Raw genomic sequence first — 21972 nt, forward strand, 5'->3', positions numbered from 1 at the left:
TTTGGGGTGCCGGGGTCAACAATCAGTTGGCGCCATCGGGTACGAACACATAGCCCACGCCCCAGACGGTCTGGATATAGCGTGGAGCTGCCGGGTCGACCTCGACGAGCTTGCGCAGGCGCGACACCTGCACGTCCAGGCTGCGGTCAAAGGGCTCGAACTCGCGGCCGCGCGCCAGCAGGGCCAGCTTTTCACGCGACAGCGGCTGGCGGGGGTGGCGCACCAGGGTCTTGAGCATCGCGAATTCGCCGGTGGTCAGCGGCAGCTCTTCGCCGTCCTTGGTCAGCACACGGGTGCTCATGTCGAAGGTGAAGGGGCCGAAGTTGACCACCTCGTTCTCGCCCGATGGCGCGCCTGGCGCTTCTTGCGGTGGGCGGCGGCGCAGCACGGCGTGGATACGGGCCAGCAGCTCGCGCGGGTTGAAGGGCTTGCCGATGTAGTCATCTGCGCCCACTTCCAGGCCCACGATGCGGTCCACGTCTTCCCCCTTGGCGGTCAGCATGATGATGGGGGTGCGGTCGTTGCTGGCGCGCAGGCGGCGGCAGATGGACAGGCCGTCTTCACCGGGCATCATCAAATCGAGCACGATCAGATCCACGGTCTCACGCAGCAAGATGCGCTGCAGGCCCTTGCCATCCTCGGCAATCATGACTTCAAAGCCTTCATGCGACAGATAGCGGCGCAGCAGATCGCGAATACGTGCGTCATCATCAACGACCAAGATTTTGTCGACGCGATTGGTTGCTGTAACCATGGGTGGAATCCTCCGGTTGATATGTAACTTTTACATTTTGACCGTTTTTTGCGAAAAATGCGCAACTCGCCTGCCTTTTTTGACCCATGGTTACAAAGTTTGCGTTACATATGCAGTCTGGGAGGCCGTTTCTTACGCAATAAATCGACTTTTTCCTGCATTTATTGCAGAAATTGCCTCTTTTAGGGAAGGTGGGATGCTGTTTTTCAAAAATGTTTCATATTTATGCGTTTAATGCATTAGTGGCTTGGGGCGTGAAAAAAGGCGCTTTCGCGCCTTGATGTGGCTGGGCTGGGCAGCCCAGGCTGGAGCTTATTGCGCCACCCAGCCGCCATCCATGTTCCAGGCCACGCCGCGCACATTGTTGGCTGCAGGCGAGCAGAAGAACACGGCCAGCTCGCCCAGTTCTTCGGGCGTGGTGAACTGCATCGAGGGCTCCTTCTCGCCCAGCAGCAGCTTTTTGGCCTCTTCATTGCTCACATTCATTTGGGCGGCTTTGGCATCGACCTGTTTTTGCACCAGGGGGGTGAGCACCCAGCCCGGGCAGATGGCGTTGCAGGTGATGCCGCTGGCGGCGTTCTCCAGCGCGGTCACCTTGGTGAGGCCCACAATGCCGTGCTTGGCCGCGACGTAGGCCGATTTGCCGGCTGAGCCTACAAGGCCATGGACCGAGGCGATATTGATGATGCGGCCCCAGCCCGCCTTTTGCATGGCTGGCAATGCCAGCCGGCTGGTGTGGAAGGCGCTGGTGAGGTTGATGGCGATGATGGCATCCCAGCGCTCAACCGGGAAGTCCTGTACGTTGGCCACATGCTGGATGCCGGCGTTGTTGACCAGGATGTCCACCTGGCCAAAGGTCTGCGCCGCATAGGCAAACATGGCCTCGATGTCGGCAGCCTTGCTCATGTCGGCGCCGTGGTAGCCCACCCGGGCGCCGGAGCCCGCGCTGGTGATGACGTCCTGCACTTCCTTGAGCGGGCCTTCGGCGTCGCCAAAGCCATTCAAGATGATGTTGGCGCCCTGGCGCGCCAGCGCCTTGGCAATCCCCAATCCGATACCGCTCGTCGATCCGGTGACGAGCGCTGTTTTTGCTTTCAACATCCAATATCTCCAGTTACTCGGTTAGTATTCATGCAAACGCATGCATCCATCCTAAGGCAAACCCCAGCCACGGTTTGCCCGGTAGCGCTGCGTTCTTCTATATAAGAGGGGCCATGTACCAAGATCCACGCTTGCAGTATGTCACCTGTGCGGTGGCGGGGAATACGGACACGGGTCGCCAGGGTGCCACGCACCGGATGGCGTATTGGGAGTGGAACGATACCGGGGACCTGAACCACCCGCATGTGATCGTCTGCGCCCATGGCCTGACCCGGCAAGGGCGTGATTTTGATGTGCTGGCGCGGCAGCTGTCGCTGCAGGCGCGGGTGATCTGCCCGGATGTGGTGGGTCGCGGCTACAGCGATTGGCTGGAGGACCCGGCCGGCTACCAGGTCCCTTTGTATGTGGCCGATATGCTGGCCATGCTCCAGCAGGTGCACTGCGCAGCGCCCATTGGCAAGCTCGATTGGGTGGGCACCAGCATGGGCGGTCTCATCGGCATTGGCCTGGCCGGCGAGCCCAGCATCCGGCCGCTGATGCCGGCACCCATCCGTCGCCTGGTGCTCAATGATGTGGGGCCGACCATCGAGGCCTCGGCGCTGGCGCGCATTGGCAGCTATGTGGGCCAGCACATGCTGTATGGCTCCGAGCAAGAGGCGGTTGCGGCCATGGGCCAGCTCTCCAAGGGTTTTGGCCCGCACAGCGATGACGAATGGCTGGCGCTGTCGCGCCCGATGCTGCGGCCCGAAGCCGGCGGCAGCGTGCGCCTGCACTACGACCCGGCCATTGCGCAACCCATGCAGGCGACGACGCCGGAGATGGCTGCCGCTGGCGAGCAACTGCTGTGGCGCCTCTACGACCAGATCGACGCCGTCACCTTGGTGCTGCGGGGTGCAGATTCAGACTTGCTTTCTGCGAAAACGGCCCAATCTATGGCGGAACGCGGCCCCAAGGCGCGGGTGGTGGAGTTCGCTGGTGTCGGCCATGCGCCCACCTTGGTATCTTTTGATCAATCGGCTGCCGTGCTGGCTTTTTTATGCGGTGCGTAGCGCACGCCCCGGAGGGGGTGTGATGGTGGTGACAACATGAAAAGTCTTACGGCAGTCGCTCAGCCCGCGCCAGGCGCGGAACATCTTCCCCCGGAGCCCGTCTCCCCGCTGGTGGCTGCCACTGCCAATGCCTTGCCGATGCAAGACAACGTGCTGGCCCGGGCCCGCGCTTTCTCCGTACCGCTGATCGCCGAAGAGACCCTGGACACGGGCGAGAACGCGCTGCAGCACGCCGATGCCGTCGCTGCCATTCTCAAGCACATTGGTGGCTCCGAAGCGATGCAGGCGGCTGCCTACCTGGTGCACACCAGCGAGCAGCTGAACAAGCCGCGCGAAGTCATCGGCAAAGCCTTTGGCGAGAGCTATGCGGTGCTGGCGGTGGAGACTGTGGCGCTGATGAAAGTGCAGGCGCAGGCGCGCCAGGCCGATGCCGGCCACCTGGTAGATGACCCGGCCACGCAGACCGAGAACATCCGCAAGATGCTGCTGGCTTTCTCGCGCGACTTGCGCGTGGTGATGCTGCGCCTGACATCACGCCTGCAAACTTTGCGCTGGTACGCGGCCACCAAGGGGCCGGTGTCGCCCGCGGTGGCGCGCGAGAGCCTGCAGGTGTTTGCGCCGCTGGCCAACCGCCTGGGTATCTGGCAGATCAAGTGGGAGCTCGAGGACCTGGCCTTCCGTTTTCTGGAGCCCGACACCTATAAAAAGATCGCCAAGCTGCTCGATGAAACCCGGGTCGAGCGCGAACTCTATATGGTGGGCCTGCGCGAGCGGCTCGAATCCGACCTGCGCGCGCACAGCATCAGCGCGACGGTGGCTGGCCGCCCCAAGCATATCTACAGCATCATCAAGAAGATGCGCGGGAAGTCATTGGGCTTTGACCAGCTCTTCGATATCCGTGCGCTGCGCGTCGTGGTGCCCACGGTCAAGGACTGCTATGCAGCCTTGTCCTTTGTGCATGAGGCCTTCAGCCCGGTCGAGTCGGAATTTGACGACTACATCGCCCGGCCCAAGCCCAATGGCTACCAGTCGCTGCACACGGTGGTGCGGGACGAGCACGGCAAGGCCATCGAGATTCAGATCCGCACCCAGGCCATGCACGACCATGCCGAAAACGGTGTGGCTGCCCATTGGGCCTATAAGGAAGCAGGCACCAAGGGCTATGCTGGCGTATCTGCGACCAGTGACTACGATGCCAAGATTGCGGTGCTGCGCCAGCTGCTGGCCTGGCGCAAGGACATGGTCGGCCAGACCCAGGACAGTGGCCTGTTTGACGACCATATCTATGTGCTGACGCCCAATGCCGCCGTGATCGAGCTGCCCCAGGGCGCCACGCCGGTGGACTTTGCCTATTCGGTGCACACCGATCTGGGTCACCGCTGCCGGGGTGCTAAGGTCGATGGGCAGATGGTGCCGCTCAACACGCCGCTGCAAAACGGCCAGACGGTGGAGATCGTCTCCGTCAAGGAAGGGCGGCCATCGCGTGACTGGCTCAATGCCGAGCTGGGTTACCTGGTCAGCTCACGCGCCAAGGCCAAGGTGCGCGCCTGGTTCAATGCCCAGGTGATGCATGAGACGGTCAGCCGGGGCCGCGAGCTGGTGGAAAAGCTCCTGCAACGCGAAGGCAAGACCGCGGTCAAGCACGATGACCTGGCCGACCAGCTGGGCTTCAAGACCGCAGAGGCGCTGTTTGAGGTGGTGGGCAAGGACGAGCTGTCGCTGCGCACCATTGAGAACATCCTGCGCCCACCCGAACCCCTGCAGGCCGATGACGAGCTGGTGCTGAGCCGCCCGCGCAAGGCCACCGAGGGCTCGGGCAAGGGTGGCGTGCTGGTGGTGGGCGTCGATTCTCTGATGACCCAGCTGGCCAAATGCTGCAAGCCCGCACCGCCCGATCGCATTGGCGGCTTTGTGACGCGGGGCAAGGGCGTGAGCGTGCACCGCCACGACTGCAGCAACTTCCGCGAGATGTGTGCCCGCAATCCCGAGCGCAGCATTGATGTGGAGTGGGGCCTGCCCACCCATGGCCAGCGCTCGACCGAAGCGGTCTACCCCGTCGATGTGGCTGTGGAGGCCCATGACCGCCAAGGCCTGCTGCGCGATATCTCTGAACTGTTCGCGCGGGACAAGACCAATGTGATCGGCGTGCAGACCCAGTCCGTCAAAGGCACCGCCTGGATGACGTTCACTGTAGAGGTGTCGGATTCGGGCAAGCTGGCCAAGGTGCTGGCCTCTGTGGCGACGGTATCGGGCGTGCGCTCGGTGCGCCGCAAATAGGGCTGAAAAGCACTATTTTCAAAAAAAGCCTCAACTTTCCATTTGGGCCGTTTTTTCTGGCTATAATTTGAGTCTTCAACGACAGGCGCGTAGCTCAGCTGGTTAGAGCACCACCTTGACATGGTGGGGGTCGTTGGTTCGAGTCCAATCGCGCCTACCAAATTTTCCCTCTGAAGAGAACCAGACTTCAGGATTCAGGGACATTTGAGGGACATTAAATTGTCCTTTTCCGATCAAACCGCCTTTTTTAGGGCGGTTTTTTCGTTTCCGAGCAGCTGTTCTAGCTTTGCCTTCTCTCGTCCCCGATCTGAGCCATCAATCCACTTGGCATAGACGGTGAAAAGCATCTTTGCGTTCTTGTGCCCCATTTGCCTGGCGATGTAGGTCGGGTTCACGCCGGCGCTCAGTGCATTGGTGGCATAGGTGTGCCGCGTCTGGTACGGCCGGCGCCACCGGATGCCCGCACCGCGCAGCGCTGGCCGCCAATAGGTGTCCCGCTGGCTGCGCTCATCGTGCCAAGGCTTATTTGTCCCCGGGTTCTCAAAGATCCGGCGACCGTGCTCACCATCCAGATGATCCACGCCGCCCAGCATCGTCCAGGGCTTCATGGCTTCGAGTGCGCCAAGGGCGCGGCTGACCAGGTCCACATCCCGGGAGTTGTAGGTTTTGAGCGGCTTCACTTCGCCTGAGGTCCTGGCGCGCGCCACGCGGATGGATGAGCTGGCCCAGTCCACATCACCCCAGCGCAATTCAATGAGTTCCTCTGGCCGCATGCCGGTCATGAATGCGAATTCAAAATAGGCCCACACCCGTATGTCAAACCGCTCCTTTAAATTGGCGAGCACTTTCTCCATCTCAAAGGTTGAGAGTGGGTCAGGGGGCGGGATCTGGTGCTTACTGTTCTCAATCCCCTCCATGGGGTTGTCCATATTGAGGCTGCGGCCGGCGAGCGCGAAAACCCCGCGCAGGCAGATCAGATAGTTATTCAGCAGCTTGGCCGATTTCCAAGGCGTCTTACCAACCTTCGCCGCCACCACCGCATGCGAGACCTGGTCCATCGGAGTATCTGGACCAAGCAGATCTTTCCAGACAATCAGGGCGTTCCGGTACTGGTTCAGGGTGTTCTTTGACAGCCGGCCTTTAGTATCCAGCCACAGATCACACCAGCCGCCAAAGGTATGGGTGGGCAGTTTTGCTTTGGCCTGGGAAGAATTGGGGAAGTATTCTCCCCAGTCGAATGTACCCTCGGTTATGGCTTTGCGGACCCGGGCGACCAGCTTTGCTGCATACCGCTCGTTGATCGGGGTCGGTGGGATTTCCAGAGTTATGCGTTGTCGCACTCCATCGAGCGTAAAGCTCACTCGGATGGATTTTTCTCGTAGCTCTACGCCGTTGCCTTCGCGACCCATTGCTCAATTTCTTTCATATCAATAAAAATGCCGCCGTCTGCTTTTTTGTAGTGCTTACCCAGGAGCCATACCCCTCGGGCAATCTTTCTCTCAATAGCTTTTACGGTTAATCCGGTAATGCTGGCTGCCAGCTTGATCGTCACGTATCGCGCTGGTGCCACTTGGACTGGAGCGTCCATCATCATGGTTGACCTCTTTTCTTCCCAGCAATCTTTGGAACTCCTGCAGCACCTGCAGGTTTCTCACTCACCGGCATGGCCTGCAGGTTTTCGTCGGACCTGCGGGCTTCCACCACGCCGGATCGCCTGTCGTGCTCCAGCAGGGCCTTGCTCAGCATCTTGTGGGCCTGGCGCACGTATGCGGGCACCTGGTTGATCTTGTCGGCCTGCTGCTGCAGGATCTCGCCAGCACGCTCGGGGGTTGCCGCGCCATGCTGCACGGATAGCGCAGCCCCTTCCATGAAGCCCCGTTGCATGTGCTCATCCAGCATGTAAGCGCAGCGCAGCCAGGCCAGCAGCCGGCGCAGATGATTCACCTGAGCGTCCGTCATGGGCATGGCTGGAATGTTGTTGTCACCTGCGAGGATCAAGGCCTTGGTCATGCCAGCACTCCTTTGTCGCCCTCAGCGATGCGCTGGGCAGAGTGCAGAAGGTGGGCGACACCATGCAAAACCCCATCGTCTTTGCTGACTGCGAGACATTCCATTAGGGAGAGAGCAATCTCAAGATCTCGGGAGAGGTCAGGCAGGCTGCCGGCCAATAGGTCGCCTACTTCTTCGAGCTCGAGTCTTGCACTTGCCGAGTCACAGAAGGCCGCCAGCATGTCGCGTGCAGCCAAGGTGATGCCATCCTGCACTCGCTCGGCATGGCCGTCGAGAACATACCTTGCGCATTCCATATGCTGGAACGCATGGTTGTAGAGCTGGTTGAACTGGTTGGGGGTGAAGCCGTTCGAGAGCGGACCTTCCTTGGGGTGAGCGGGGCGTTTTACTCCCTTGCGCAGAACCTGGCGAACTTGGCAATCAAGGATGATGGCTAGCTTGCCAGCCGCTGCATCAATGTATTTGGTGCGCTCCCGCGATTCAACATCGCCCGGTACCAAGCGGGCAGCATTGATGCACGCCACGATGTCATAGGCGTCATCGCTGGACCCATTTTTCCTGGCTGCAGAGGTGGCGAGTATCGCTGCGATGGTCAGCAATCTGTCGGATTCGCCACTGCACGCATGCTGTTCGGGGGTGCCGCAGGCCGTGGTCAGCATATTGCCAATGTCGCGGAACAGCATGCTCTCGCGTGTGGCTGGGTTCGCAGCTGCGCTAGCTGCAGGTGTCGCCTGAGCCGTTGCTTTTGCCTTGGGCGCGAGGGCTTTGGCCAGGCGCTGGTCGATTACTTTGTTCATGCTGCGTCTCCTTTACGTTTGGGGGTAGCCGCGATGACGGTCTCGTGGTCTTTAGCAGTTCGACGTTCGCGGTTATCGCTTTTGCGCATGCTGTTGACCTTGCGCAGCGCGGCGCGCGCGGTTGCCAGCTGCTGGCGTTCTTCCTGCAGCATGTGTTCCTCGACGCCTTCCAATCGAAGGATGTGATCGATGTGCTTAGAAAACCCTTTGACGGCATGCCATAAGGCGATGGTGTCAGCGCGGGTGAGGCCTTTGGCCCGACGCTTGTCCTTTGTTTGCTCGACTGGCTGTGGTCCAGCTGTGAATTGGTTCGGCGGCTGACCTGCGAGGCGTTTGCGAGTGAGGTTGCTCATGCGTTATCGCCTTCACGAAAAGTGGGGACCAATTCGAGTGCCGTCGATGCCAGGCCGATAGATTGAGCCGCGGCGTCAAAGTACCCGCAGTACACGGAATTCTGCTGCCTGAACTTGAAATTCACGGATGCCTCAAATACCTCCATCACATTGAATAGCGCGGCCGCTTCTAGCAGTCTCGGATGAAGCTGGGAATTCTTTGGGATGAGGGCTTGCGCATCCCCGATGGTTTGGCGCAGTAGGCCCTGAGCGCAGTGGATAAGGGCCATCAGGTCTTCAACCCTGTATAGGTCTGGTCCATCCAGAAAGATCACGCTCAGCATCTCAGTCACCGCCTTCGCGCGCCAAAGTGCTTGTCCTAGGCTGTCATGGGCGCCGGCCGGCACGGCGAAGATCTGGTCGTTCTTGATCGGTGATCCAGAAGCAGAGGGGGCTCGCCGGCCGGACTGCTTAACCATGGCCACGGGCTTTTCAAGGGTGGCGGCATTCATCACGCAGCACCTTTGGATGCGAAATCTAAGCCATGAACCCACATGCTCAAGTCGCCCATGGTCTTGCTGCCGGAGGCTTCATCAGCGACAGCACCCAAGAGCTGAACGTGCAGCTGCGCGGCATCCACCAACGTGGTGCGCATGGCTTGCTCACCCTCGGTGCACTGCTGCGCTTCCATGAGGGTGCGATTGAGTGTATCGGCGATCGTGGCCACCCGTTGAAGCGCGGCAATGAGCTGCGCGTAGGTGTAGCGGTGGGTAGGGTCAACTGTTCCCGACTGCTGCGATGCCAGCTTGGACAACGCATTAAGGAGCTCGCTTTCCTCGTCGCAGGAGCCCAGATGGTCCAGGGCCAGGCAGAGCGTGGAGAGTGCCGCGTTTGAAGTGGCCTCCGTCAACAATGTGCGCTTCACGGTGTCCAGCATGCTGAATCCGATGTTGGTCCTCTCGGACCAGGCCAGAGCCAGGGCGTACAGGCGTGCAGCCTCCTTGTCGGAGTTCGCTCGGAGCGCGGAGCTGTTTGACAAGGCCGGCTCAGGCCTGGGGTCTAGCCTTGTACTGCCTGGGGTTTTGGCGTCCGCGCGGGGAGGCGCGATAATAGCTTCCATGATCTAAATCCTGTTGGTAGTTTTTTGATCTAGAAGCCGGTTTGCGGGTCTAAGCGCATGCCGGCTTCGCCTTTTCTTGTTTGTGCTGGTATGACTCCAGTCACTCCACAATCTTTGGCCAGCGGCGAAGTCGCTTGAGAGTGCGGCTGTGTTCCATGACGCGAAAAACTGCCAGCACTCCAGCCATATTGCGAAGCACGATGTAGTCGAAGCCGCCGGCCGTGGCCGGGCCGCAGAGATCCGCCGCGGGCTGTTGAGCGCAGAGCTTCCGTGTGTAGAGAGCAATAGCATGCTGGGTAAGATGCAATACGTCAGTTCTCATGCGCGCCTCACTGCACCAGGTGAACGTTGCCTACTTGAACTTGGTCGCCGAGTTTCTCGCGAATGCCTTCTTGAACCTGCTCAACTGGGATTCCTAATTTTTCGGCGATCTGCTCTGCGGAATACACGGGTTCTCCGTCATCGTTGACGTACTTGGTCTCAGGCAGCAGATCAAGCTCTACGGCCGTGTCATGGGAGGCCTTCATGAATTCGGGAGGGGCGAACTCAAACGCTTGATTCCAAAGAGCGCGAGCTTCGGGTAGGGCTTCGGCGGCTTCGCTGCCGTGGAGGTCGTGCAGTGCTGCGATCCGCGCCATTGCTTGGTCAAACTTTGGGTGGTGTTTGTTACCGGCTTCTTCTTGTGTGTCCATACCGTCCAGCATTCCGGACTCTCGCAGCTCGCCGTAGAACTGCTCGTTGGAGAGCATGCTTGCAAAGAGGGTGGCAGGCATAAGCAGTTCATCGGCACTGTCACCTGCTTTGACGGATTTCACGAACTCATCGATATCGGCGACACGAACGAAATCGAGCTTGCGAAGGGCTGCGATGATGGCTTTGAAGCCCTTGCGGATTCTTTCCTGTGCATCTGGGACGCTGGGGTTGGATTCGTGATACCCCAAGGCCAGCTGCAGCAGCACTTCGCCTTTGGTGATTGGAGTGGTGTCGTCATTCATGGAATCAGTCTCCTGGTGAAGAGGTTGAAAGACAATCCGCTGGGTCTGGATTGCTGTGTGTCTAAATCTCGTACCGACGGATTGCCGAGTTACGGTTTTTGCTGTTGCGAGTTGTTTTGTGGCTGGGCCAAAGCAGGCCGGCGGCCCAGCGCAGCGATACCAGCGTGCTGCCGCCGCACGCCGCCGCATGCCGGTCAGGCGAACGAAGGTGCAGACGGTGTTCATGCTGCATCGGCCTGCTCGAGGCTGTGCTGGTCGAGCGCGGCGCCGATGGCGTGCGCGTCAACGGACAAGGTGGCCGCGAGAGGCGTGGCAGCGAGGAGGGTGCCGTTCATGGCGCGACGAACACGCATGGCATGCTCACGGCCTAGAAAGTGAGCCAACGCCATCAGACCAGCTTCGAGTGCTTCTGCGGTCGGCTGACTAACGAGCTCCAGCGCCAGATCTGAGGCATCGGTCTTGAGTGTGGTATCCAGGGTCGAGTGAACGCGGCCGCTCTCGACTTGGGTATCGCACCAGTCGGCCAGGCTGCGCGCCTGGTCTGCCCATGCCTGGACCATGACAGCTGCAGCGCGTAGACCGCAGCCGGCGGCAGGCCAGCGACCCGAGTGGATGGCGTTTAGTGCCAGGGCGCAGCGACGGCTATGCTGCTCTGGCGCCGTCTCAAGCAGGACGGCAAGTTCGGTTGTATACATCTTCGCTCCATGCGCCAAAAGTGACGATGAAGCAAATAGTAGCGCTACTGCTTATTTTTTGTCAACAGTAACACTACTTTTCTTTGGAAATTCTTCATCAAACAAACCTGGTTGAGGTGGCGCTCGCCAGCGTGTGGATGAGACGACAGCAACCACCGAGTGCAGGTCAGTGATATCGTGCTTCGCGAGAGTTACCCGGTTATGGTCCAGCGTTTGGAAAGAGTAGGACTCATCTCGGTCAGCCAGATACTCGAGAAGAGCTTGCCCATTTGGAAGGTCGTTGGCTTGCACCAAACAGTAGTCACTGAAGGCGGGATTACCATGGCGTTCAAGCACTAAGAACTGGCCGTCTTTGATTGCCGGGCTTCCTCCATCTCCACGTACTTTGAGTGCGTATCCATCCTCGTGCACACCTGAGCCCACTACATATCCGGCGTCAACGACAGGGTCAATTTCAATAGACTCCGCGCTGATCCAGGCCTCGCCAGTAACTGGTATTCCGACGACATCTCCACCTCTACCGCCGAAATCTAAGTCATGACGCACGGACTCGCCTGTCAATAGTCGGGAACCTTCGACGATCTCTAGAGCGAGGCGGGGACTGATATCTGTGAGGTTGCACTGCAAGCCACGAGCAAAGCCGACCGCGGCCTTCATGCTTAGGGGCGTTTGACCTCGCAAGAACTGGCCGACAGCGCTTTGATTGCCGATGTCAAATCTTTCGCCGAAGACTTGTTGGCTCAAGCCGTGCTTGGATTTTTCCCAGAGGGATCTCAGACGAGCCGCCTCAGCTAGATGCACTTCTGTTACGCGCGCTTTTTTAGTAGACATTTCCAAAATCCGATTTGCTTGATTGAACGATAGCGCTACTACTTAAAAGATCAAAGCAGTAGCACTGTACAATGTCAAGTAGTGGTGCTACTATTTAAAAATGCACACCATAGAATTGATTCGCGAGCGCCTAGGCGTGACGCAAAAGGAGTTGGCCCAGGGCATTGGCTGCACCCAGAGCAACATTGGTCACTACTCTCGAGGGCAGGCCATTCCGGCAGAACGAGCGGTGAAGCTAATTTCATTCGCTCGTGGGCGCGGTCTTAGCCTGACGCTAGACCAGGTGTATGGCATTGCTGCGCTACCCGACTTTGCCGCAAATACTCAGGCGCCTATCTGTAGCTCATCGCCGATCATCGCTGATTGTGACGCGCACCAAATCCACTTGGAGAGCACCCATGTCCAAGTTTGATTCCGAAGTACCTCCGGTCGCACTGATCTCCCGTACTGCATTGGTTGCTGGAGGCGGTGCTAGTGGCCCCCAGCCAGAGCTGATCCGAGATCTGCGCGCTTTCGCTATGGAAGCAGCAGGCACCTGGTCTCGTGCGCTGGCCTTATCGCATAGCGATCCAGAGGAGTTCGGTCGGAAGGCGGCACTGGCGTACCTGGCAGTGCTGCGTGAACTCAACGCAGGTTTCGAATCTGGTACTCCAAATTCTGAAGGGTGCGTTTGATGTCGCGCATTTCGCTGTCGAGCCCTTCGACAATTTCTTCCAGAACTTTGATCATCTCGGCTGTCTCTTGGTCGCCACGTTCGTGCGCGCGAGCTCGGATGTTGTGGGCTAAGTGCTTGGCGTTGATGAATGACATGTCTGCCCCTCTCGGGAATGGTTGTGTGGAAGCTCCCATTTTGCCCCGAGAGGTGGCGGGCACCCTTTTCCATCATGCACCCCGTGCAATGCGGCTAGATGGGCGCTGTGCGTCCCCTGCGGGCAGCGTCACAGCAGACGAACGCCCTCGAATCACCAGCTCTCCATCGCGCCAAAACATCTCAATCGTGGAGGTCATGAGCAGGCGCGTCTGCGCTCCCGTATCAGCGTCTGTGTTGGTGGAAATCGCTGACCGCGCACTGAGGTGCCAAGCGGCGGATTGGTGGCGTGCATTGGTTTGGGTGAGGCGTGATGTGTTCATGCCATCTATTGTTTTTTTTGCCGCTTAATTTCTAAAGGAAAGTAGTGCAAACAATGAATCCACAAGTTTCCACTAGCACGGTCCAACTCGATGTTCCTAATGGAATTTCTGACAGATTCTCCAACGCTTTGGAGGTCGTTCGGGCCGGGGCATACAGCAATCGCAAGCCGCTTAAGACCATTGCTGCGGACATGGATGTAAGTCCGTCCGACCTGTCGAGAAAGCTTGCCAACAATCCTGATGATCCTCGTCGTTTCACGCTCTTGGACTTGGAGGCCTACATCAACTCGACAGGTGACGTACAGCCCATTCTTTATCTCGTCCAAAAGTTCTGCGCAGATCCACAGGTCAAGCAACGGGAAGCCCTGGCCGCTTTGGCGCAGCTTGCGCCTCAGCTGCAGGCTCTTCTCAAACAAGCCGGTGTCGCATGACCAAAGCTGGCTAACCAGTTTCGCCACGGCCAGGAGAGGGCTAGCTAACCAACCCGCAAAGCAGATCCACCACCTGCCGGCCGAGGGCTTTTTATCAGTGGTATCCCAATTTTTAGTGGCGGATACATGACAGCAGCAGTAAAGCAGCAAGACGAGATTGAAGTGTTCGTAAACGAAGCAGGAGGAATCACCATTCGACAAGACGATGATCTTGTCGCTGTGTTGCCTCAGAACGCTGAGGCGTTGATCCAAGCTATCCGCAGCGCTAAACGAATGGCCTTGGAGGTCAAGGAGTAAATATGGCGCGTGCTCGCAACATCAAACCCGGGTTCTTCGTCAACGAGGACTTGGTGGAGTTGGACTTCGCAACCCGGCTTCTTTTCGCTGGACTGTGGACGCTCGCCGACCGCGAAGGGCGCCTTGAGGATCGTCCCAAGAAGATCAAGATCGGAGTATTTCCAGCCGACAACGTGGATGTGGACCAGATGCTCCAGGAGCTTCACGACGCGAAGTTCATTGTGAGGTACGTGGTGAACGGTGTTGGCTACGTGAAGATCCAGAATTGGCATAAGCATCAGAACCCACATCACACTGAAAAGCAGTCTGAGATTCCAGACATTAACGGTGAGACAACGGTTAAAGAACGGAAACAAGCCATCAACAAAGAGGCGGATCAACCAGACCTTAACGGTGAGATCACGGTTAAAGCAGAGGAGTGCAACGGTGGAAATCTTGCTGATTCTCTGATTCCTGATTCTCTGATTCCTGATTCACTGATTCCTGATTCATCCTCTTCACTACGTTCAGAGGAGGGGCGCGTGGCGAAATCGCCAGCACCTTCCCCCTCTGGTCGACAAAAACGTGAAGAGACCACTCTGGCCAAGTATCTGGTCGACTGCCGCGAGAAGGGCGTCAAGCCGGTGCCGGACGATCACTCGATCCGGACCTGGGCCCAAGACGCCGGCATCAGCGACGAAATGCTGCAGGTGGCCTGGGTGGTGTTCCGTGAGCGCTACACCGAGGATTCGCAGTACAAAGCCAAGCGCTACAAGGACTGGGTGGGCACATTCACCAACTCGGTGAAGGACCGCTGGTTCTCGCTGTGGTTCACCGGTGAGGGCGGGGTGGTGAGCTGGTCATCGACAGGCCTACAGCACAAGCAGGTGCTGGACGCACGGGCCGCCAAGCGCAAGGAAGACGAGCAGCGCAAGGAGCAGGAGGCCGCCCATGCAACCGCATGACGCTTTGGCAGCAGACGGCACCGTGGCGCCTTGGTGACGCGGTCCGGACGCAGGATTTCGGGCCAGAAATAGAGGAGCGGGTCCCTGAAAAAAGGAAAGCCACCCGAAGGTGGCGTTTCCCGGTCTGAGACCTGAGCAGTCAAATTGTACCGAGGAAACATGATGAAAACTAACGCGGTTGTCGGCACTACCAGCCAAATTATTTGGGGCACTGTCATGGACCTCCGATCGGCAGGCCAGGCGATCAGTCGCAAGCGCTTGATGGAGCTCTCCGACATGCCCTACACCAAGGTCGACGACCACGTCAGCCGCTGGATCGAAGAGGGGCGCATGCGGCGAGTCGTCGATGGTGTCTACGAAGTCGTCGACCCGATGCCTGAGCCCCGGGCGGTGTCGGTGACGGATCTGCCAGACGGCATGACTCTGGTCGAGATCGGTGACCAAGAGTTGCGGCTGTGGCCGACTGAGGCTCGCGCGCTGGGCCAGCGCATGGCTGGCAACGCTTTCCAATTCACTCAGCTGCAGACTCGTGATGACGTTGCTGCGCTGCTGGTAGAGGCCACGGTGCGCAACCGGGCCCTGGCTGATCGCGTCTACGACCTGGAGCGCGAGCAAAGCAGGATAAAGCAGCACGCATTCATTTGGACACCCGAGCGCATTGCACTTCTCGGCACGGCCAATGACCGCGACATCGCTGAGCAACTCGGCATTGACACTCGGGAGGTTGAGCGCGAGCGAGGAAAACGCGGTATCCCAAGATTTCCAAGGCCGCCTAAGCCCAGCGTAGCGGGAAGCGCGCAGGTCTCGATTCAAGCTGAAGGAGCGCAGGTCCAATGACGAAAGAACGGATCCTTTCAGCTGAAGCAAAGCAGCTTCTGGGCAAAGTCACGGACCTTCAATGGGGCGAAATGTTCGGTATGTCGAGGGGTGGAGCGCGGGCAATTCGCCTCAAGCACGGCATCAGCTCTTGGCGGGTCTCTTCAAGGGAAGCAACGTGGACGCCTGAGAGGCTCGCGCTCCTCGGGACGGCTACTGACCGTGAGGTTGCAGCTCAACTAGGAATGAAAGCTCACTCGGTTACCAAGGCTCGCAGTGTGCGTGAAATTCCTAGCCACTTCCCTTTCAAGAGATGGAGCGAGGCTGAAGTCGAAATGCTAGGCGCCGAGCCGGATTGGATAGTCGCTGAATGTCTGGGTGTTCCGATTGGCAAGGTAAGAGACGCACGGAGGCTAAGGCGTATCCCTGCTTGGACGCCTTGGACCGAGCACTTCGTGCAGCAGCTCGGGCGCGTATCAGACGGAGAGCTTGCTGAGCAGATGGGGATTAGAAAGGAAAGGGTCCGAGCTGAACGAATAAGGCGAGGTGTGCCCCGCCTCTCCGACCAGAATCCTCTTGAAGGCCACCTTGAAGAACTCGGACAAGCTCCAGACTCCGAGATCGCAGCGAGATACGGAGTGACCATGCATTCAGTAGCGAAAGAGCGCCAAAGGCACGGTATCCCGTCGAACAGATCGCGCAATGCTTGGACTAAGGAGGAGGTTGCGCTGCTTGGCAAATTCTCAGATGCAGCTGTGGCCAAGATGACCGGCCGCAACCGGGCAGGCGTAAAAATGGAGAGGCATAACAGGCGGATACCAGGTATCGATCCGCGCGGGGCGCTTCGGCTGCACAAAGAGGCCTGCGGGAATCCGGAAGCACCGCTCAGGTAGCGTCAGTGCTGCCCATCAGCTCATTGATCCAGCGGAGCAAAATTTGGATTTCTCCACGCGTGCATTCGAGGTTAGGATGGCGACTTATGGCCGGGCGCTGCCGACTACCGAGTAAGCATTAACGCGTCTGGCTGATTACCGTCATTCCACATCTTAGTTCTCAGGACCGCTTGGCACTAGATTGCTGTAGCGAACACAAGGTCGAATACATAAACGAAGATCGTTTCATTAAGGACAACGGGCAGTCCCGTTTCGATCTATATGGAGATATCGCTGTCAAGATCGATGCTTGACTAAGGAGTGCCCAGGATGACGAATCGCCCTGATCAGGGCTGCCGCATAATCAGCGCCAACCACAATGATGCTTACAGCTTATGACAGACGAAGAAAAAGGCTACCGAATCGCGCTTAACGCATTGAAGTCTGCGATGAAACCCGAAGAATGGATCGAGCGCAGAAAAAAGTTCGAGCTCTGGCAGCAGGGTGCATCCTCAAATCTAAGCGACCCGTATCCAGCAGAAATGAGGCCGGACGACACATTCGGTTGGTACATTTTTGTTGGCGAATTAGCACTGGACAGACAGTATGCGCTCCATCCAGATGAGGCTGCGCGAGTCTTGCCAATCCTCGCCGGGCTGGGGGCGCGTTGGGAGTTTGCCTCACGAGTGGATGGCATCGACGACAAGTTGAAAGAGCTCGCAGGGCCGAGGCGAGTGGAACCGGACAGCGGATTCTTTGAAATCGCAGTCGCACTGGCGTACGCCGCCGAAGGGTTCGACGTCACGTTAATTCCGGAAGAGCCAGGCATTCGCAAGACTCCAGATATTTTTGTAAAACGTGGAGAAATTCAGGTTTTTATCGAGTGCAAGCGCCAACAGGCTCCAGGGGAGTATGGACTTATCCAGCAGGAAAACTGGAAGCGATTGTGGAAACCATTGGAAGAGAAGCTTGTCGAAATTGGGAACTCAGTTTGGTTGAAGATCGAGTTTCGTGTCGAGCTTTCCCAGATCGAAACTGACTACCTTCCGGAAAAACTTAATTTTGCGATCGCTCTTGTTGATCGCGAAATGGTGGTCTTGGACAACGAACTAGTGAAAGTAGAAGCTAAGCCAGTGCCTTTACGTCGCGTCGCGGCTCACCTTGCCAACAATTATGTGAAGGTCCGGGGCACCTTTGAGCGCAGTTTGTTGGGTGAAGAATGGGCAACACCGCGTATGTCGATGGAGTCGGTATGCATCGGCAAGAGGAAGAAACCGGATGCCTTGATGCCTGAATGGATGGCTCGTAGTTTTTGGGACACTATCAGCTTTGGCTCTGGGGTCTCATGGAAGTGCGCTGCAGAACGATCTATTGAGATGCAAGCTCGTGATTTGAAAGTGCTGTTCGCGCGCGCGATCGAACAGCTACCGATGGACAGCAACGGCATCGTTCACGTGATGAGCGAGACCCTTTCAGGGAACGACGTTGAGAGGCGAAGAACTAAAAAGATTGAAGATAGTATCAAAGCATTTCGCTGTGATCGTCCAGTTTTGGGTCTTCTGTACCACCGGGTTCAGGCAGAAAGCCCGGTCGATGGCGCATTCAATTTTGACGAGAGTGTCACGGATTTCTGGGCTTTTCCGGAGATAAAAAAGCAGTTTCCTCACTTCGCTTTTGTGCCGAAAGATACACATGGACGTGATGGAGGTCACTGGGATCACTACGAGTAATCAATAGCTCATGTGACGCGTGACAGCGCACATCCTAACTTGGCAACCGGATCAAAATGATTGCAGCTAGTAGGCAAGCCATTGTCTTGTTTCGAAGCAGGTAAAACTCGAATGCCCGATAAAGGGCGCTCAGAGCCGGTCGAAAATGGCCGCCTTATTGGTGATAGCGGTTCTCGAATCGCCAAGCGGCTTCTTGCCATTTGTCATGCGTGTAATCTTGGTAGGCTTGGTAAAAGGCGAAGAGCAAACTGAGCACGCCTAACGCGGCGGTGGCTAGCGACGCCCAGTCGTACATCGTCAGCGAGTCCCCTGGTTGAGGGGCGTATGGCATCGTATAGATGCCCTCTTGCAGCATAGCTATGCCGTGGGCACCGAGCAAAAAGCACATGCCTGTCGCGAGAGGATATACAAAGCGCCAGGCTTTCATCTTCTTGGCAGTCTTGCCACTGTTAAAAATCCAATCCATAGCTGATCCCCAGTGTTTTGATTGATTTGCCGTCAATTGCGATGGCAGCCTGAATGATTCTCCTCGTGAGCTAAAGTTCAGCCATTCTCAACAACTGGGGCGTGGATATGGACAGCAGAGATGAAGCGATCGGACCGAATGGGGAAACCAAGGACCAACTGGACACGCGCGTGCGAGTCTGGAAAAGGGTGCTGTTCGGGGTGGCGGCCTGCCTGGTGGGCGGATACCTCGTCTACTTCGGACTGATCCTTGGCCAGAATCCTGCAAAAGACGCGGACAAGTGGGGCACTTTTGGCGACTTCTTTGGTGGCCTGCTGAATCCCATCGTGGCCTTTGCGGCATTCTTCTGGCTAACCGAGTCTGTGAAGCTGCAGAAGCAAGAGTTGGCGGAAACGCGGGCTGAGTTGAAAAACGCAGCTGAGGCACAGCATCTGCTAGTGAAGAATGGTCGGGTTGGTGTGGAGCTTGCTGCAACCACGGCGTTGCTAGAGGCAATTAATAGTCAGATAGCCACCACCGAAACACTTTTGCAGACGGCCAAGGCCGAGGTGGTTCAGTATGCAGGGGCAACTAACGCGCCTAGAGCGGTAAGGCGAGAAATTGAGCTCTCGAAGGAAATTGAGGCTTATAGGTCCAAATTGAGTAGTTTGACTATCGAACGACAGTTCAAAATGGACCAGCTTGATGCGATTTTGGTGGAGGCCAGAGACATTTAGTGGATCGCCCCCCTGTGGGGTTTCCAATCCTCCCCCTTGCCGGTAACCATGTGAAGCGTGGAAACCGGACAACCTCAAAACCCCAAGCAAGCCCCCGGCGCAACCGGCGCCGAATCTCAGCCAACTGATTGGGCTGGGATTCAACACGGCTTCACCACCACCAATGAGCCATTGCGGGAGATTGGCAAGCGGTTCGGCGTAACCCATGCCGCCATTGGTAAGCGCGCCCGAAAAGAAGGCTGGACCAGGCCAGAGAAGCAAAAGCCGGTATCCATCAAGATGGCCGCGCTGGATCCTCGACACCAGCGATTCGTCCAAGAGTACCTAGTCGACCTGAACGGGACCCAGGCAGCCATTCGTGCAGGCTACAGCGCGAACACTGCGAACGAGCAAGCAAGTCGCTTGTTAGCCAATGTCAAGATTCAGGAGGCAGTGGAGGAGGCGCAGCGGAAACTGCAGGACAAGCTGGAGATCAACGCCGAGCGCGTGATCCAGAAGCTGGCCACCATCGCCATGGCCGACCCGCGAGAGCTGGTGCAGAACAAGGTCAGCTGCTGCCGCTTCTGCTACGGCGCGGGCCACAAGTACCAGCGCAGCGATCATGAGATGGACGCTGACCGCGAGGACTGGGAGCGCCAAGGCAAGGACCCGCAGCACTTCAACGAAAAGGGCGGTGCCGGATTCAGCCTGGCTCTGCCTCCCGTGGAAACCTGCCCGCATTGCGCTGGTGACGGTGTATCGCGGGTGGTGCTCAAGGACACGCGCGACCTGAGTCCGGCGGCCCGCCTGCTGTACTGCGGCGCCAAGCAAACCAAGTTCGGGGTGGAGATCCAGATGCACAACCAGCTGGACGTGCTGGACAAGCTCTGCCGCCACCTGGGCATCTACGCGACCGACAACTACCAAAAGTCTGACCCGCTGTCCTTGCGCACCATGACGGATGCAGAGCGCGCCGTACGCATCGAGCGCATGCTGGCCGATAACCCGGCCATGCTGGGCGCGCTGAACAGCGTGTTGGGCCCAGGGGGTGAGGCATGAATCTCAAGGTGTTTCCATCATCCGTTGAGCTCGTGAAGCGGCTCAAGGCTCTGCCGGCGGCGCAGCGTGAGCAGCTGGATGCACTGCTGCGCATGGCCGATCCTGCTATCTGGGTTCCGCAAGCGGGGCCGCAGTACGAGGCCTTCAACAGCGCCGCAGACATCCTCTTCTACGGCGGCTCAGCCGGCGGCGGCAAAACCGATTTGCTGCTGGGCTTGGCCTCTACAGCCCAAGAGCACAGCATCATCTTCCGGCGCGAAGCCGTGCAGCTCGTCGGTATCGAAGAGCGAATGAGCAAGATTCAGGGGTCGCGCAATGGCTACAACAGCCAGAACGGCGTTTGGCGCCTGCCAGGCGGGCGCGTGATGGAGCTTGGTAGCGTCAAAGAGCTTGACGACTGGATGAAGTATTCAGGCCGGGCGCACGACTTCAAGGGATTCGACGAGGTCACCCACTTCGCTGAATCTCAGTTCCGCGCGCTGATCGGCTGGATGCGGACGGACAACCCCAATGTCCGTCAGCGCGTCGTGTGCGCGGGCAACCCTCCCACCACAGCCGAGGGCGAGTGGGTGAAGCGCTACTGGGCTGCATGGCTCAATCCCATGCACCCCAATCCTGCCAAGCCTGGCGAGCTGCGCTGGTACATCACCAACGAGCAGGGCGAGGATCAAGAAGTCCCAGGGCCTGAGCCCGTCGAGATGGGCGGAGACATGGTGCAGCCATTAAGCCGCACATTCATCCCGTCCAGCGTCAATGACAACCTGTTCCTGATGACCACGGGCTATAAGGCCAAGCTGCAGGCGCTGCCTGAGCCGCTGCGCTCCAAGATGCTCAAGGGCGACTTCAATGCAGGCGCAGAGGACCCCGTCTGGCAGCTGATCCCGACCGATTGGGTGAAGGCTGCGCAGGCGCGCTGGAAGGATCGCGAGCAGAAGGGGCCGATGACCGCCCTTGGCTTTGATCCATCTCGCGGCGGCCAGGACAAATCCTCGGTGGCACGCCGGCATGACCGCTGGTTTGACAAGGTGGTGACTGCGCCTGGCGTGGTGACCAAGGACGGGCCCACGGCTGCCGGGTTCGTTACGCCCCTGGTGCGCGACGGCGCGCCGATTGCGATCGACAGCATTGGGATTGGCTCCAGCGCCCTGGACTTCCTTGTAGGCCTCAATCTCCATGTGCATCCCGTGGTGGGCTCGGAGGCCAGCAGCCTGATGGACAAGGCCGGGCAGCTGCATTTTCGAAACAAGCGCGCTGAGATGTACTGGCTGCTGCGTGAAGCGCTGGACCCCACCGGGCCAGACCCCATTGCGCTGCCACCTGACCAAGAGCTGCTGGGCGACCTCACGGCGCCCCAGTACAAGGTGGTGACCATGGGCAAGGGTGCCGCCATCCAGATCAGCAGCAAAGACGACATTCGCAAGGCACTCGGCCGCAGCCCAGACAAGGGCGACAGCGTGGCCATGACCTTCGTTGGCGACCTTCCATCACCCCGTACCAAGCCGACCAAGCCCAGCTGGCGAGACAGCCTCAGCTCGCGTGCTGGTCATTGGGACCAAGCCACATCCTGACC

26 protein-coding genes and 1 tRNA gene are annotated in these 21972 nt (G+C 58.4%); 12 read left to right on the top strand and 15 right to left on the bottom strand.

Annotated elements, in window-relative coordinates; all coding sequences use genetic code 11:
• Positions 1 to 22: 22 nt before the first annotated feature.
• Together ompR and WH303_RS06410 are read right to left on the bottom strand one after the other, a co-directional pair.
• Positions 23 to 754: an osmolarity response regulator transcription factor OmpR gene (gene ompR / locus WH303_RS06405; protein ID WP_021027409.1), complete on the bottom strand. Its 732-nt coding sequence runs from the start codon at positions 752 to 754 to the stop codon at positions 23 to 25.
• Positions 755 to 1066: 312 nt separating this feature from the next.
• Entirely contained in the window at positions 1067 to 1855 is a 789-nt protein-coding gene (locus tag WH303_RS06410) for a 3-hydroxybutyrate dehydrogenase (protein WP_339517484.1), read from the bottom strand.
• 113 nt (positions 1856 to 1968) lie between these two features.
• On the opposite strand from WH303_RS06410, the gene WH303_RS06415 reads away from it, so the two are divergent.
• The 3 genes from WH303_RS06415 to WH303_RS06425 all read left to right on the top strand — a co-directional run bounded on the left by WH303_RS06415 (position 1969) and on the right by WH303_RS06425 (position 5341).
• The gene (locus tag WH303_RS06415) at positions 1969 to 2904 is read left to right on the top strand and encodes an alpha/beta fold hydrolase (protein WP_339517486.1); all 936 of its coding nucleotides are present in this window, start codon (positions 1969 to 1971) and stop codon (positions 2902 to 2904) included.
• A 36-nt stretch (positions 2905 to 2940) separates the two neighbouring features.
• Positions 2941 to 5181 (top strand): RelA/SpoT family protein, encoded by a 2241-nt coding sequence (locus WH303_RS06420; protein ID WP_445228263.1) that lies wholly within the window; start codon positions 2941 to 2943, stop codon positions 5179 to 5181.
• A gap of 83 nt (positions 5182 to 5264) precedes the next feature.
• Positions 5265 to 5341, top strand: a tRNA-Val gene (locus tag WH303_RS06425).
• 73 nt (positions 5342 to 5414) lie between these two features.
• Here WH303_RS06425 and WH303_RS06430 read toward each other — a convergent pair.
• The 11 genes from WH303_RS06430 to WH303_RS06480 all read right to left on the bottom strand — a co-directional run bounded on the left by WH303_RS06430 (position 5415) and on the right by WH303_RS06480 (position 11961).
• Positions 5415 to 6590 carry a tyrosine-type recombinase/integrase gene (locus WH303_RS06430; RefSeq protein WP_339517487.1) on the bottom strand — a complete coding sequence of 392 codons (1176 nt, stop codon included), beginning with the start codon at positions 6588 to 6590 and terminating at the stop codon, positions 5415 to 5417.
• Positions 6566 to 6775: an excisionase family protein gene (gene xisR, locus WH303_RS06435; protein WP_339517488.1), complete on the bottom strand. Its 210-nt coding sequence runs from the start codon at positions 6773 to 6775 to the stop codon at positions 6566 to 6568. Before xisR ends, WH303_RS06430 begins: the two co-directional genes overlap by 25 nt.
• Positions 6772 to 7191 (bottom strand): hypothetical protein, encoded by a 420-nt coding sequence (locus WH303_RS06440; RefSeq protein ID WP_339517490.1) that lies wholly within the window; start codon positions 7189 to 7191, stop codon positions 6772 to 6774. The genes xisR and WH303_RS06440 overlap by 4 nt, the downstream gene beginning before the upstream one ends.
• Positions 7188 to 7988, bottom strand: a complete 801-nt coding sequence (locus WH303_RS06445; protein ID WP_339517492.1) for a hypothetical protein — start codon at positions 7986 to 7988, stop codon at positions 7188 to 7190. The genes WH303_RS06440 and WH303_RS06445 overlap by 4 nt, the downstream gene beginning before the upstream one ends.
• Positions 7985 to 8341 carry a hypothetical protein gene (locus tag WH303_RS06450; RefSeq protein WP_339517494.1) on the bottom strand — a complete coding sequence of 119 codons (357 nt, stop codon included), beginning with the start codon at positions 8339 to 8341 and terminating at the stop codon, positions 7985 to 7987. Before WH303_RS06450 ends, WH303_RS06445 begins: the two co-directional genes overlap by 4 nt.
• On the bottom strand, positions 8338 to 8832 hold the full coding sequence (locus WH303_RS06455; RefSeq protein WP_339517495.1) for a hypothetical protein: 495 nt from the start codon (positions 8830 to 8832) through the stop codon (positions 8338 to 8340). The genes WH303_RS06450 and WH303_RS06455 overlap by 4 nt, the downstream gene beginning before the upstream one ends.
• Positions 8832 to 9257 carry a hypothetical protein gene (locus WH303_RS06460; RefSeq protein WP_339517496.1) on the bottom strand — a complete coding sequence of 142 codons (426 nt, stop codon included), beginning with the start codon at positions 9255 to 9257 and terminating at the stop codon, positions 8832 to 8834. The genes WH303_RS06455 and WH303_RS06460 overlap by 1 nt, the downstream gene beginning before the upstream one ends.
• 283 nt (positions 9258 to 9540) lie before the next feature.
• A complete protein-coding gene (locus WH303_RS06465) occupies positions 9541 to 9762 on the bottom strand; it encodes a hypothetical protein (protein ID WP_339517497.1) in 222 nt (73 codons plus the stop codon).
• Positions 9763 to 9769: 7 nt separating this feature from the next.
• Entirely contained in the window at positions 9770 to 10435 is a 666-nt protein-coding gene (locus WH303_RS06470; RefSeq protein WP_339517498.1) for a hypothetical protein, read from the bottom strand.
• Between the two features lie 221 nt (positions 10436 to 10656).
• Positions 10657 to 11130 carry a hypothetical protein gene (locus tag WH303_RS06475; protein ID WP_339517500.1) on the bottom strand — a complete coding sequence of 158 codons (474 nt, stop codon included), beginning with the start codon at positions 11128 to 11130 and terminating at the stop codon, positions 10657 to 10659.
• A 51-nt stretch (positions 11131 to 11181) separates the two neighbouring features.
• Positions 11182 to 11961: a hypothetical protein gene (locus WH303_RS06480; RefSeq protein ID WP_339517501.1), complete on the bottom strand. Its 780-nt coding sequence runs from the start codon at positions 11959 to 11961 to the stop codon at positions 11182 to 11184.
• 100 nt (positions 11962 to 12061) lie between these two features.
• Between WH303_RS06480 and WH303_RS06485 the strand changes: the two genes are divergently transcribed.
• Complete coding sequence (locus WH303_RS06485; protein ID WP_339517502.1) at positions 12062 to 12373, top strand: helix-turn-helix domain-containing protein; 312 nt, start codon at positions 12062 to 12064, stop codon at positions 12371 to 12373.
• Between the two features lie 212 nt (positions 12374 to 12585).
• Here WH303_RS06485 and WH303_RS06490 read toward each other — a convergent pair whose 3' ends face one another.
• Positions 12586 to 12771 (bottom strand): hypothetical protein, encoded by a 186-nt coding sequence (locus tag WH303_RS06490; protein ID WP_339517504.1) that lies wholly within the window; start codon positions 12769 to 12771, stop codon positions 12586 to 12588.
• A gap of 374 nt (positions 12772 to 13145) precedes the next feature.
• On the opposite strand from WH303_RS06490, the gene WH303_RS06495 reads away from it, so the two are divergent.
• From WH303_RS06495 to WH303_RS06515, 5 genes are all read left to right on the top strand, one after another.
• A complete protein-coding gene (locus tag WH303_RS06495; protein WP_339517505.1) occupies positions 13146 to 13523 on the top strand; it encodes a hypothetical protein in 378 nt (125 codons plus the stop codon).
• Between the two features lie 126 nt (positions 13524 to 13649).
• Positions 13650 to 13820 (top strand): hypothetical protein, encoded by a 171-nt coding sequence (locus WH303_RS06500; protein WP_339517506.1) that lies wholly within the window; start codon positions 13650 to 13652, stop codon positions 13818 to 13820.
• 2 nt (positions 13821 to 13822) lie between these two features.
• Positions 13823 to 14764, top strand: coding sequence for a hypothetical protein (locus WH303_RS06505; protein WP_339517507.1), 942 nt, complete (start codon positions 13823 to 13825; stop codon positions 14762 to 14764).
• 162 nt (positions 14765 to 14926) lie between these two features.
• Positions 14927 to 15601 carry a hypothetical protein gene (locus WH303_RS06510; RefSeq protein ID WP_339517509.1) on the top strand — a complete coding sequence of 225 codons (675 nt, stop codon included), beginning with the start codon at positions 14927 to 14929 and terminating at the stop codon, positions 15599 to 15601.
• Between the two features lie 1246 nt (positions 15602 to 16847).
• On the top strand, positions 16848 to 18182 hold the full coding sequence (locus WH303_RS06515; RefSeq protein ID WP_339517510.1) for a hypothetical protein: 1335 nt from the start codon (positions 16848 to 16850) through the stop codon (positions 18180 to 18182).
• A 154-nt stretch (positions 18183 to 18336) separates the two neighbouring features.
• Here WH303_RS06515 and WH303_RS06520 read toward each other — a convergent pair whose 3' ends face one another.
• Positions 18337 to 18648, bottom strand: a complete 312-nt coding sequence (locus WH303_RS06520) for a hypothetical protein (RefSeq protein ID WP_339517511.1) — start codon at positions 18646 to 18648, stop codon at positions 18337 to 18339.
• A gap of 107 nt (positions 18649 to 18755) precedes the next feature.
• On the opposite strand from WH303_RS06520, the gene WH303_RS06525 reads away from it, so the two are divergent.
• From WH303_RS06525 to WH303_RS06535, 3 genes are read left to right on the top strand one after another with little or no spacing between them, the layout of a single operon-like run.
• Entirely contained in the window at positions 18756 to 19364 is a 609-nt protein-coding gene (locus WH303_RS06525) for a hypothetical protein (RefSeq protein ID WP_339517513.1), read from the top strand.
• A gap of 57 nt (positions 19365 to 19421) precedes the next feature.
• On the top strand, positions 19422 to 20402 hold the full coding sequence (locus WH303_RS06530) for a terminase small subunit (RefSeq protein WP_339517515.1): 981 nt from the start codon (positions 19422 to 19424) through the stop codon (positions 20400 to 20402).
• On the top strand, positions 20399 to 21970 hold the full coding sequence (locus WH303_RS06535) for a terminase (RefSeq protein WP_339517517.1): 1572 nt from the start codon (positions 20399 to 20401) through the stop codon (positions 21968 to 21970). Before WH303_RS06530 ends, WH303_RS06535 begins: the two co-directional genes overlap by 4 nt.
• Positions 21971 to 21972 lie beyond the last annotated feature (2 nt).

Origin of the sequence: Comamonas sp. MYb69, assembly GCF_037479315.1 — a bacterium.
In the GTDB taxonomy this organism is placed as follows: domain Bacteria; phylum Pseudomonadota; class Gammaproteobacteria; order Burkholderiales; family Burkholderiaceae_C; genus Comamonas.